Source organism: Variovorax sp. FG153 (assembly GCF_057809595.1).
The window spans coordinates 119,308-131,618 of record NZ_JBMDKG010000010.1; the positions used below are offsets into that span (position 1 = coordinate 119,308).

A 12,311-nucleotide genomic window follows, 5' to 3' on the forward strand; every position below is an offset into this window, starting at 1 on the left:
TGAACGGTCGAGGCCCGACTTCAACACTCGGGCCTTTTTCTTTTTCATGTGATCCGAAAGACCGATGAACGTCGAATTCTTCGTCATCTCGCTGCTCAACGGCGTGAGCTACGGCCTGCTGTTGTTCATGCTGAGCTCCGGCCTCACGCTGATCTTCAGCATGATGGGCGTGCTCAACTTCGCGCACGCCAGCTTCTACATGCTGGGCGCGTACATCGCCTACACGCTGTCGAACATCATCGGCTTCTGGCCGGCGCTGTTCCTCGCGCCGCTGCTCGTGGGCGCGCTGGGCGCGGGCTTCGAGCGCTACTGCCTGCGGCGCGTGCACAAGTTCGGCCATGTGCCCGAGCTGCTCGTGACCTTCGGTCTTTCCTACCTGATCCTCGAACTGGTGCAGCTGGTGTGGGGCCGCTCGACCGTGCCCTACGGCCTGCCGGCGCAGCTGCAGGGCCCGCTGTTCTCGCTCTACGGCACGCAGTTCCCCAAGTCGCGCTCCTTCATCATGCTGGTGGCGGTGCTGATGCTGGTGTCGGTGTGGCTGCTGCTCACGCGCACGCGCATCGGTCTCGTGATCCAGGCCGCGCTCAAGCATCCCGACATGGTCGAGGCGCTGGGCCACAACGTGCCGCGCGTGTTCATGCTGGTGTTCGGCGGCGGTGCCGCGCTCGCGGGCCTCGCGGGCGTGGTGGGCGGCAACACCTACGTCACCGAGCCGGCGATGGCGGGCTCGGTCGGCTCCATCATCTTCGTGGTGGTGGTGGTCGGCGGCATGGGTTCGCTGGCGGGCGCCTTCCTGGCCTCGCTCCTGATCGGCGTGATCCAGACCTTCGCGGTCGCCATGGACCAGTCGCTGGCCGGCGGGTTGCAGGCGCTGGGCGTGGCGGTCAGCGAGCAGACCTTCGGCTACGAGCTGCTCAAGCTCACCATCTCGCAGGTCGCGCCGATCCTGCCTTATCTGTTCCTGGTCCTCATCCTGATCTTCAGGCCCAAGGGCCTCTTGGGCACCCGGGAGGACTGACGCCATGACATCGACCACGCAAGCTTCCCGCTACTACCGCTTCAAGCCCTGGAACATCGGGCGCTACCTGATCTGGGCGCTGTTCGCCATCGCCCTGATCGTCGCGCCGCACCTGTTCAAGAGCAGCCTGGCGCTGACCATGCTCTCGCAGATGGGCTACCTCATCATCATCTGCCTGAGCTACAACATCCTGCTGGGGCAGGGCGGCATGCTGAGCTTCGGCCATGCCGTCTACGTCGGCCTGGGCTCGTTCATCGCGATCCACACGATGAACCTCGCGAGCAAGGGCGCGGTGCCGGTGCCGCTGGTGCTGATCCCGCTCGTGGGCGGGCTCGCGGGCATGTTCTTCGCGATCCTGCTGGGCTTCGTCACCACGAAGAAGTCGGGCACCACCTTCGCGATGATCACGCTGGGCATCGGCGAACTGGTGGCCGCCATGGCGCTGATGTTCCCGAGCTTCTTCGGCGGCGAGGGCGGCATCACCACCGACCGCGTCTACGGCACGCCCTTCCTGGGCATGACCTTCGGGCCGCAGATCCAGGTCTACTACCTGATCGCGTTCTATTGCTTCGTGTGCACCGCGCTGATGTTCGCCTTCACCGGCACGCCGCTGGGCCGCATGCTCAACGCGGTGCGCGACAACCCCGAGCGCGTGGAATTCATCGGCTACAACACGCAGCGCGTGCGCTACTTCGCGTTCATCATCGCGGGCTTCTTCGCCGGCATCGGCGGCGGCCTGGCCTCGATCAACTTCGAGATCGTGAACGCGGCCGACAGCCTCAACGCGGTGCGCTCGGGCGGCTACCTGCTGTTCACCTTCCTCGGCGGCGCGGTGTTCTTCTTCGGCCCGATGATCGGCGCGGTGCTGCTGGTGTTCGCCTCGATCCTGCTGTCGGAGCTCTCGAAGGCCTGGCAGCTCTACTTCGGGCTGGTGTTCGTGTTCATGGTGATGTTCGCCCCGGGCGGCATCGCGAGCCTGATCATGATGAACCTGCGCGTGGCCAAGTTCGGCAAGTTCGGCCGCTTCTGGTGGCTCTACCTCGCGCTCGCCGCGGCGCTGGTGCCGGTGGTGATCGGCGCGGCCGCGCTGATCGAGATGATCTACCACATCCAGCTCAACGCGGCGATGGGCCCGAGCCTCAACTTCTTCGGCGTCTCGCTCAATACCGCGGGCACGGGCAGCTGGCTCGGCGCGGTCGCGATCCTGGCCGTCGGCCTGGGCGCGCTCGAGGTCGCGCGGCGCCGCTTCGTGCGGGTCTGGGGCCAGGCGCAGGAAGAGATCGAAACGGAAATCAAGCGTCGGGAGGCGGCGTAACACATGAGCGCTGAATACGCACTGGAACTCAAGGCGCTGCGAAAGAACTTCGGCAAGACCGAGATCATTCGCGGCGTGGACCTCGCGGTGAAGGCCGGCGAGCGCGTGGCCGTCATCGGGCCGAACGGCGCGGGCAAGTCCACGCTGTTCAACCTGATCAGCGGCCGGCTCGCGCCCACCAGCGGCGAGGTGCTGCTCAACGGGCAGCGCATCGATGGCAGGAAGCCCTACGAGATCAACCGGCTGGGCCTCGCGCGCAGCTTCCAGATCACGAACATCTTCCCCAAGCTCAGCGTGTTCGAGAACCTGCGCTGCGGCGTGCTCTGGAGCCTCGGCTACAAGTACACCTTCCTGCGCTTCCTCTCGAACCTCGACGATGCCAATGCGCGCACCGAGGAACTGATCCGCCAGATCGGCCTGGAACGCAAGCGCGACGTGCACGCGGTGAACCTCACCTATGCCGAGCAGCGCGCGCTCGAGATCGGCGTGACCATCGCCGGCGGCGCCAGCGTGATCCTGCTGGACGAACCCACGGCCGGCATGAGCAAGACCGAGACCTCGCACTTCATCGCGCTGATCAAGCACGTGACCACCGGCAAGACCCTGCTCACGGTGGAGCACGACATGGGCGTGGTGTTCGGCCTGGCCGACAAGATCGCGGTGGTGGTGTATGGCGAGGTGATCGCCTTCGACACGCCCGCGGAGGTGCGCGCCAATGCGCGCGTGCAGGAGGCGTACCTCGGTTCGTCGGTCGCCGATGCACAGGGAGCGGGACACTGAGATGCTGAAGCTTCACGACATCCACGCCTACTACGGCAAGAGCCATGTGCTGCATGGCGTTTCCTTCGACGTGCAGCCCGGCGAGATCGTCGCGCTGCTGGGTCGCAACGGCTCGGGCCGCTCGACCACCGCCAAGGCCATCATGGGCCTGGTCCATGCCGAGGGCACCTTGCGCTGGAAGGAGCAGGACATCCTGCGCAAGAAGGCCTACGAGATCGCCCACCTGGGCATCGGCTACGTGCCCGAGAACCGCGACATCTTCCCCAAGCTCACGGTGCACCAGAACCTGCTGCTGGGGCAGAAGGGCAGCGGCAAGGGCAGCCGCTGGCAGTTCGACGACATGTACGCCATGTTCCCGCGCCTGAAGGAGCGCCAGCACACCGAGGCCGGCGTGCTCTCGGGCGGCGAGCAGCAGATGCTCACGCTGTGCCGCACGCTGATGGGCGACCCCGACCTGATCATCATCGACGAGCCCACCGAGGGCCTCGCGCCCAAGATCGTCGAGCTCGTGGGCCAGTACCTGCGCACGCTCAAGGACAAGGGCATCTCGGTGCTGCTGATCGAGCAGAAGCTCACCATCGCGATGGCGATCTCCGATCGCGCGCTCGTCATGGGCCATGGCAGCATCGTCTTCGACGGCACGCCGGCGAGCCTGCGCGCCGACGGATCGACGCGCAAGGAATGGCTCGAGGTCTAGACTAGGCTTTCGAAAGCGGACTTCCGGACGCAGAGGACGCGAAGATCACGCGAAGGACGCGAAAGAGCAGCCAAATACTTGTTTGGGTTTTCTTTCGCGTCCTTCGCGGAACCTTCGCGTCTCTGCGTCCGGCTCCCGTTTTCACCCCTTGTCCCTCCAGCGACTGCGTGCCATTGTTGCGCCGCGCCAAAGGCCTAAAATCCCCGGAAAAAGAACACTCGTGCTTTTTCTTTTTTCTCATCACACACCAAGGAACGCAGCATGACGGCTGAATACAAAGTGCTCGGCGATGTCGCCGTGATCACCCTGACCAATCCCCCGGTCAACGGTCTCGGTTTCTCGACCCGCATCGGCATCACCGACGGCCTGTCGAAGGCCCATGCCGACGATGCCGTCAAGGCCATCGTCATCACCGGCGCCGGCAAGGCGTTCTCGGGCGGCGCCGACATCAAGGAATTCGGCACGCCCAAGGCGCTGCAGGAACCCAACCTGCTGAGCGTGATCCTCGCGCTCGAAGCCGCCACCAAGCCGATCGTCGCGGCGATCCACTCGGTGTGCATGGGCGGCGGCCTCGAGCTCGCGCTCGGCTGCCACTACCGCGTCGCGGCCCCTGGCACCAACGTTGCGCTGCCCGAAGTCAAGCTGGGCCTGCTGCCCGGCGCCGGCGGCACGCAGCGCCTGCCGCGCGTGCTCGGCGTGGAGACCGCCCTCAACATGATCGTGAGCGGCGAGGCCGTGAAGTCCGAAGTGCTCGCGAGCCTGCCGGGCCAGAAGCTGTTCGACAAGCTGGCCGCCTCGCCCGAGACCGTGTTCGACGAAGCCGTCGAGTTCGCCAAGGCCGCGGCCGCCAAGGGCGGCGAGCTGCCGCTGGTGCGCAGCCTGCCGTGCAAGCACCCGCAGGGCGATGCCTACTTCCAGTTCACCAAGAACATGGTCGGCGGCATGTCGAAGAACTATCCGGCGCCGCTCAAGTGCATCGACGCCGTGCAGGCCGCGACCAAGCTCAAGTTCGACGAGGGCATGGCCGAGGAACGTCGCCTGTTCACCGCGCTGATGTTCACGCCCGAGTCGCTGTCGCTGCGCCACCTGTTCATGGCCGAGCGCGCCGCCTCGAAGATTCCCGACGTGCCCGAGGACACGCCCAAGCGCGAGATCAAGACGGTCGGCGTGATCGGCGCCGGCACCATGGGCGGCGGCATCTCGATGAACTTCCTCAACGCGGGCATCCCCGTGAAGATCCTCGAGATGAAGCAGGAAGCGCTCGACCGCGGCATCGCCACCATCAAGAAGAACTACGAAGCCCAGGTCAAGAAGGGCAAGCTCAAGCAGGACAAGTACGAGCAGCGCATGGCGCTCTTGAGCACCACGCTGAACTACGACGACCTGAAGGACGCCGACCTGATCATCGAAGCCGTGTTCGAGGAGATCGGCGTCAAGGAGAAGGTCTTCAAGGAACTCGACCGCGTCGCCAAGAAGGGCGCGATCCTGGCCTCGAACACCTCGACGCTCGACGTCGACAAGATCGCATCGTTCACCGAGCGTCCGCAGGACGTGGTCGGCATGCACTTCTTCAGCCCCGCCAACGTGATGAAGCTGCTCGAGGTGGTGCGCGGCAAGCAGACCGCCAAGGACGTGCTCGCCACGGTCATGGCCATCGGCAAGAAGATCAAGAAGACCTCGGTGGTCTCGGGCGTGTGCGACGGCTTTATCGGCAACCGCATGATCGAGCAGTACAGCCGCCAGGCCGGCTTCCTGCTCGACGAGGGCGCGACGCCGCAGCAGGTCGACAAGGCGATCGAGAAGTTCGGCTTCGCGATGGGTCCGTTCCGCATGGGCGACCTGGCCGGCAACGACATCGGCTGGGCGATCCGCAAGCGCCGTGCCGTCGAGCGCGCCGACATGAAGTACAGCCGCACGGCCGACAAGCTCTGCGAACTGGGCCGCTTCGGCCAGAAGACCGGGGCAGGGTGGTACGACTACCAGGCCGGCAAGCGCGACGCGATCCCGTCGGAGCTCGTCAACAAGATGATCGAGGACCATCGCAAGGAACTGGGCATCACGCCGCGCAAGATCTCCGACGAGGAGATCGTGCAGCGCCTGGTGTACGCGCTGGTCAACGAAGGCGCGCACATCCTGGAAGACGGCATCGCCTCCAAGTCGGGCGACATCGACATGGTCTACCTCACGGGCTACGGCTTCCCGATCTGGCGCGGCGGCCCGATGCACTACGCCTCGCAGGTCGGCCTGTACAACGTGGCCGAGACGATGAAGCGCTTCGCGAAGAACCCGCGCGACGACGCCGAGTTCTGGCAGCCCGCGCCGCTGATCCAGAAGCTGGTGGCCGAAGGCAAGTCCTTCGGTTGATCGTCCGGGAACCCGACCGCCCATGCTGAAACGCATCTTCCTGGGGTTGCTGCTGGTGCTCGTCGCGCTGGCGGCGGCCGTGGCGGTCAAGACCTGGACCACGCCATCGCGCCAGCTCGCGGTGGCGCCGGCCCCCAAGCCCGAGATCGACCTGCAGGCCGCCGCGAAGCGGCTCGCGGGCGCGATCCCCATTCGCACGGTGTCCAGCCTCGACGACCCGGCCGCCAACCTGGCCGAGTTCGACCGGCTGCATGCCTACCTCGAACAGAACTTTCCCAAGGTCCACGCCACGCTCAAGCGCGAGGTCGTGGGCCAGAAGGCGCTGCTCTACACCTGGACCGGCAGCGATCCGCAGGCCAAGCCGATCGCGCTGATGGCGCACCAGGACATGGTGCCGATCGCGCCGGGCACCGAGAAGGCCTGGAGCGTCGATCCCTTCGGCGGCGAGATCAAGGACGGCTTCGTCTGGGGCCGCGGCACGCTCGACAACAAGGGCAACCTGTTCGCGCAGATGGAAGCCATCGAGCTGCTGCTCGCGAGCGGCTTCCAGCCGAAGCAGACCGTCTATCTCGCGATGGGCGACGACGAGGAGGTCAGCGGCCTGCGCGGCGCGCTGCCGATCGCCGAACTGCTCCAATCGCGCGGCGTGAAGCTCGACTGGGTGCTCGACGAGGGCCTGCTGGTGCTCGACGGCGTGCTGCCGGGCCTGAGCAAGCCCGCGGCGCTGATCGGCCTGGCCGAGAAGGGCTACGCCACCTTCTTCCTCTCGCTCGACACCGCGCCCGGCCACTCGTCGATGCCGCCCGCGCACAGCGCGATCGGCCGCCTGAGCGCTGCGCTCGCGCGCCTCGAGGCCAACCCGATGCCCGGCGGCATCCAGGGCGTGGCCGGCCAGATGTTCGGCACGCTCGCGCCCGAGATGAGCGGCATCAATCGCGTGATGCTGTCCAACCTCTGGCTCACGGCGCCGCTGGTCGAAGGCCAGCTGCAGAAGAGCCCGAGCAGCAACGCGATGCTGCGCACCACCACCGCGCTGACCATCGTGCGCGCCGGCAACAAGGACAACGTGCTGCCCGGCCGCGCCGAGGCCGCCGTCAACTTCCGCGTGCTGCCCGGCGACACCATCGACAGCGTCGAGGCCCACCTGCGCAAGCAGCTGGGCGACGACGAGATCAAGATCAAGCGCTACCCCGGCAACTCCGAGGCCTCGCCGGTCTCGCCGACCGACAGCGCCGGCTACCGCACCATCGAGCGCTCGGTGCGCCAGTCCTTCCCCGACGCCATCGTCGCGCCCGGCCTCATGACCGCGGCCACCGATTCGCGCCACTTCTCGATCCTGAGCGACGCGGTGTTCCGCTTCTCGCCGTTCCGCATGAAGAACGAGGACCTCGCGCGCTTCCACGGCACCAACGAACGCCTCGCGATCTCGAACTACGGCGAGATGATCGGCTTCTATCAGCAGCTGCTGCGCAACGCTTCCGGCGCGCAGTCCCAGTAACCCGGCTTTCCCTTCCATCTTCGAAAAGGACCTCACCATGACCAGCGCCGTCATCGTTTCCACCGCCCGCACGCCGCTCGCCAAGAGCTGGAAGGGTGCCTTCAACATGACGCACGGCGCCACGCTCGGCGGCCATGCGGTGCAGCACGCGATCGCCCGTGCCGGCATCGAGGCCGCCGAGGTCGACGACGTGATCATGGGCTGCGCCACGCCCGAGGGCGCGACCGGCTCGAACATCGCGCGCCAGATCGCGCTGCGCGCCGGCTGCCCGATCACCACCTCGGGCATGACCATCAACCGCTTCTGCTCCTCGGGCCTGCAGACCATCGCCACCGCCGCCCAGCGCGTCATCGCGGGCGAGGGCGACGTCTACGTGGCCGGCGGCGTCGAGAGCATCTCGTGCGTGCAGAACGAAGCCAACAAGCACATGCTGGCCGACCCCTGGCTGGTGAAGCACAAGCCCGAGATCTACTGGAACATGCTGCAGACGGCCGAGCAGGTCGCCAAGCGCTACAACATCGGCCGCGACGCCATGGATGAATACGGCGCCGCGAGCCAGCAGAAGGCCACGGCAGCGCTGGAAGCCGGCCGCTTCAAGGACGAGATCGCGCCGATCACCGTGCTGGCCGGCGTGGCCGACCCGGTGCTGGGACTGCGCACCAAGGAAGTCACGATCGAGAACGACGAAGGCATCCGCCCCGGCACCACCAAGGAAGGCATCAGCGGCATCCGCTCGGCGCTGCCCGGCGGCCTGATCTCGGCCGGCAATGCCAGCCAGTTCTCGGACGGCGGCGGCGCCTGCGTGGTGGTCGACGAGAAGTACGCCGAGCGCAAGGGCCTGAAGCCGCTGGGCCGCTTCCTGGGCTTCGCGGTGGCGGGCTGCGAGCCCGACGAGATGGGCATCGGCCCCGTCTTCGCGATCCCCAAGGTGCTCAAGCGCCTGGGCCTGACGGTCAACGACATCGACCTGTGGGAGCTCAACGAAGCCTTCGCGGTGCAGGTGATCTACTGCCGCGACAAGCTCGGCATCCCGGCCGATCGCCTCAACGTGGACGGCGGCGCCATCGCCGTGGGCCACCCCTACGGCGTGAGCGGCCAGCGCCTCACGGGCCACGCGCTGATCGAAGGCAAGCGCCGCGGCGCGAAGAAGGTCGTGGTCACGATGTGCATCGGCGGCGGCATGGGTGCCGCGGGCGTGTTCGAGGTGATCTGAGCATTGTCCTGAACCGCTGAATTCGGACTTCCGAACGCAGAAGTCGCGAAGGTTACGCAGAAGTCGCAGAAGAGAAACCAAAATTTTTTCATTGGTTTTTCTCTGCGACTTTTTCTTGGTTTCTGCGCCTTCTGCGTTCGGCTGTCCGATCCCGATCCCGACCCTGATCCCGCTTTCCTGGAACTCATCATGAGCCTGCGTCCCACCCTCGATTTCCTGCTCTACGACTGGCTGCATGCCGAAACGCTGGCCGCGCGCGAACGCTTCGCCGACCACTCGCGCGAGACCTTCGACGCGGTGCTCGACACCTGCGAGCGCATCGCGCGCGAGAAGTACGCGCCGTTCAACCGCACCGTCGACACGCAGGAGCCGCACTTCGACGGCGAGAAGGTGATCCTGCCGCAGGCCACGCACGACGCGCACAAGGCTTTCGTCGAATCGGGAATGATGAGCGCGGCGCAGGACTACGACATCGGCGGCATGCAGCTGCCCTACACGGTGCAGGCCGCGGCCAACAGCTTCTTCGCGATGGCCTCGGTGAGCATCGGCTCGAACATGCTGACCAGCGGCAATGCCAACCTGCTGATGGTGCACGGCACCGATGCACAGAAGGAGGTGTTCGCCAAGAACGAGTTCTCCGGGCGCTGGGCCGGCACCATGTGCCTGTCGGAGCCGCAGGCCGGCTCCTCGCTGAGCGACGTGGCCACGCGCGCGGTGCCCGATGGCGATGGCTTCCAGGACGATCCGCTGGGCCCGCGCTACCGGCTCACGGGCAACAAGATGTGGATCTCCTCGGGCGACCACGAGCTGACCGAGAACATCGTGCACATCGTGCTCGCCAAGATTCCCGACGAGAACGGCAAGCTGGTGCCGGGCACGCGCGGCATCTCGCTGTTCATCGTGCCCAAGCGCATGGTGGACACGCAGGGCGAACTGACCGGCGAGCGCAACGACGTGGCGCTCGCGGGCCTCAACCACAAGCTGGGCTGGCGCGGCACCACCAACACGCTGCTGAACTTCGGCGAAGGCAAGTACCCGGTCGGCGGCAAGGCCGGCGCGGTGGGCTACCTGGTCGGCGCGCCCGGCAAGGGCCTGCACTGCATGTTCCACATGATGAACGAGGCACGCATCGGCGTCGGCACCGCCGCCACCATGCTCGGCATGGCCGGCTACCACGCCTCGCTCGACTACGCGAAGAGCCGGCCGCAGGGCCGCCTCGTGAAGAAGCCCGAGGGCGGCGAGGCCAAGGTGGTCAAGGACTCCGCCGGCCCGCAGGTGCGCATCATCGAGCACGCCGACGTGCGCCGCATGCTGCTCGCGCAGAAGGCCTATTGCGAGGGCGCGCTGGCGCTCGAGCTGTACTGCGCGCGGCTGGTCGACGAGCAGAAGACCGGCAGCGAGCAGGCCGCCGACGACGCGCGGCTGCTGCTGGAAGTGCTGACGCCGATCGCCAAGAGCTGGCCCAGCGAATGGTGCCTCGAGGCCAACTCGCTCGCGATCCAGGTCCATGGCGGCTACGGCTACACGCGCGACTTCCCGGTCGAGCAGTACTGGCGCGACAACCGCCTCAACATGATCCACGAGGGCACGCACGGCATCCAGGCGGCCGACCTGCTGGGTCGCAAGGTGCTGATGGAGAAGGGCCGCGGCCTGCAGCTGCTGGCGGGCCGCATCACCGAGACCATCGGCCGCGCCGCCAAGGCGCCCGCGCTCGCCGCCCATGCCAAGGCGCTGGGCGAGGCGCTGCAGCGCGTGGGCAGCGCCACCGAGGCCGCCTGGTCCACCGGCGACCCGGCCGAGGCGCTGGTGAACGCGGTGCCGTACATGCAGGCCTTCGGCCACACGGTGCTGGCCTGGCTGTGGCTCGACGTGGCGCAGCGCGCGCTCGAACTCGACCCGGCGCAGGCCGCGCCCGCGACTGCTGGCAAGATGGCGGCCGCGCGCTATTTCTTCCACTACGAGCTGCCCAAGAACGGCGCCTGGCTCAACGTGGTCGAGAGCCGCGATCCGACCTGTACCGCCTTGCCCGAAGAGGCATTCTGATGCCTGCCATTGCCATGACCCCTCCCACTCCCGCCAAGCCACCCAAACCGCATGCCACGCTCGAGAAGTGGATCTGGATCCTGATCTACGGCGGCCTGTTCCTCGTCATCCTCGGCATCGCCACCGGCCGCACCGAGCCGGCCACCGGCTGGGCCATGGCCGTGCCCGGCGGCATCGCGACCGTCGTGGGCTTCGTGCTGATCTACGTGCGCTCGCGCATGAACGACAGGTAAGGAGCGAGGCCATGCTCAGGCACATCGTGATGTGGAAGTTCAAGGCGCACGCCGAGGGCGCCGACAAGGCCGCCAACCTCGCCAAGGCCAAGGCGCTGCTCGAGGCCTGCGCGACGCTGTCGCCGGGCACCGTGCGCTTCGAGGTCGCGCTGGCCCAGCCGGGCCTGGAAGCCACCTACGACCTGATCCTCAATTCGGAATTCACCGATGCCGCCGCGCTCGCGGCCTATGCCGAGCATCCGCAGCACGTCGCGCTCAAGCCCTTCATCGGCGCCGTGCGCGAAGCGCGCCAGTGCATGGACTATGAGATCTGACATTCCCCGAACACCACCGACCTCCGGAGACATCCCCATGACCACCCGCACCACCCAGCAATTGTTCGACCTGCGCGGCAAGACCGCGCTCATCACCGGCGGCTCGCGCGGCCTGGGCCTGCAGATGGCCCATGCGCTCGGCGAGGCCGGCGCGAAGATCATGCTGAGCTCGCGCAAGGCCGAGGACCTCGAGCAGGCCGCGGCCGAGCTGCAGGCCGCCGGCATCGACGCGCGCTGGATCGCCGCCGACTGCGCGAAGGAGGAGGACACCCGCCGCCTGGCCGAGGAGACCCTGCAGCGCCTGGGCGCGATCGACATCCTCGTGAACAACGCCGGCGCGAGCTGGGGCGCGCCGGCCGAAAGCCATCCGGTCGAGGCCTGGGACAAGGTGATGAACCTCAACGTGCGCGGCTATTTCATCCTGTCGCAGCACGTGGCCAACCAGTACATGATCCCGAAGAAGAGCGGCCGCATCATCAACATCGCCTCGATCGCGGGCCTCAACGGCAACCCGCCCGAGATGCAGACCCTGGCCTACAACACCTCCAAGACCGCGGTGATCGGCTTCACGCGCACGCTGGCGGCCGAATGGGGCAAGTACAACATCACCGTCAACGCGATCTGCCCGGGCTTCTTCATGACCAAGATGGCGGCCGGCCTGATCAAGTCGCTGGGCGAGGAGAAGATGGCCGCGCAGGCGCCGCTGGGCCGCCTGGGCGACGACGAAGACTTGAAGGGCCTGACGCTGCTGTACGCGAGCGATGCCGGCAAGCACATCACCGGCCAGTGGCTGGCGGTCGACGGCGGCGTGAGCGTGGTCCTGGGCGCGGCCTGAA

Annotated in this window: 10 protein-coding genes and 1 pseudogene; all 11 read left to right on the forward strand. The window is 66.9% G+C overall.

Going from position 1 to position 12,311, the window contains the following annotated elements:
* The first annotated feature begins 64 nt into the window (after nucleotides 1–64).
* The 11 genes and pseudogenes from ACODT0_RS14135 to ACODT0_RS14185 all read left to right on the forward strand — a co-directional run bounded on the left by ACODT0_RS14135 (nucleotide 65) and on the right by ACODT0_RS14185 (nucleotide 12,310).
* Nucleotides 65–1,018 carry a branched-chain amino acid ABC transporter permease gene (locus ACODT0_RS14135; protein WP_057596418.1) on the forward strand — a complete coding sequence of 318 codons (954 nt, stop codon included), beginning with the start codon at nucleotides 65–67 and terminating at the stop codon, nucleotides 1,016–1,018.
* Nucleotides 1,019–1,022: 4 nt separating this feature from the next.
* Nucleotides 1,023–2,333, forward strand: coding sequence for a branched-chain amino acid ABC transporter permease (locus ACODT0_RS14140; RefSeq protein WP_057596417.1), 1,311 nt, complete (start codon nucleotides 1,023–1,025; stop codon nucleotides 2,331–2,333).
* A gap of 3 nt (nucleotides 2,334–2,336) precedes the next feature.
* Nucleotides 2,337–3,113 (forward strand): ABC transporter ATP-binding protein, encoded by a 777-nt coding sequence (locus ACODT0_RS14145; RefSeq protein ID WP_261205658.1) that lies wholly within the window; start codon nucleotides 2,337–2,339, stop codon nucleotides 3,111–3,113.
* Nucleotide 3,114: 1 nt separating this feature from the next.
* On the forward strand, nucleotides 3,115–3,810 hold the full coding sequence (locus ACODT0_RS14150; RefSeq protein ID WP_057596415.1) for an ABC transporter ATP-binding protein: 696 nt from the start codon (nucleotides 3,115–3,117) through the stop codon (nucleotides 3,808–3,810).
* A 261-nt stretch (nucleotides 3,811–4,071) separates the two neighbouring features.
* On the forward strand, nucleotides 4,072–6,174 hold the full coding sequence (locus ACODT0_RS14155) for a 3-hydroxyacyl-CoA dehydrogenase NAD-binding domain-containing protein (RefSeq protein ID WP_057596414.1): 2,103 nt from the start codon (nucleotides 4,072–4,074) through the stop codon (nucleotides 6,172–6,174).
* Nucleotide 6,175: 1 nt separating this feature from the next.
* Nucleotides 6,176–7,672, forward strand: a pseudogene (locus ACODT0_RS14160) (M20 family peptidase); the annotation flags it as partial.
* A 37-nt stretch (nucleotides 7,673–7,709) separates the two neighbouring features.
* Complete coding sequence (locus ACODT0_RS14165) at nucleotides 7,710–8,885, forward strand: acetyl-CoA C-acyltransferase (RefSeq protein ID WP_057596412.1); 1,176 nt, start codon at nucleotides 7,710–7,712, stop codon at nucleotides 8,883–8,885.
* Nucleotides 8,886–9,074: 189 nt separating this feature from the next.
* Nucleotides 9,075–10,928, forward strand: coding sequence for an acyl-CoA dehydrogenase (locus tag ACODT0_RS14170; RefSeq protein ID WP_489041530.1), 1,854 nt, complete (start codon nucleotides 9,075–9,077; stop codon nucleotides 10,926–10,928).
* A 14-nt stretch (nucleotides 10,929–10,942) separates the two neighbouring features.
* The gene (locus tag ACODT0_RS14175; protein ID WP_261205661.1) at nucleotides 10,943–11,161 is read left to right on the forward strand and encodes a hypothetical protein; all 219 of its coding nucleotides are present in this window, start codon (nucleotides 10,943–10,945) and stop codon (nucleotides 11,159–11,161) included.
* An 11-nt stretch (nucleotides 11,162–11,172) separates the two neighbouring features.
* The gene (locus tag ACODT0_RS14180) at nucleotides 11,173–11,475 is read left to right on the forward strand and encodes a Dabb family protein (RefSeq protein WP_057596409.1); all 303 of its coding nucleotides are present in this window, start codon (nucleotides 11,173–11,175) and stop codon (nucleotides 11,473–11,475) included.
* 37 nt (nucleotides 11,476–11,512) lie between these two features.
* On the forward strand, nucleotides 11,513–12,310 hold the full coding sequence (locus ACODT0_RS14185) for an SDR family oxidoreductase (RefSeq protein WP_057596408.1): 798 nt from the start codon (nucleotides 11,513–11,515) through the stop codon (nucleotides 12,308–12,310).
* Nucleotide 12,311 lies beyond the last annotated feature (1 nt).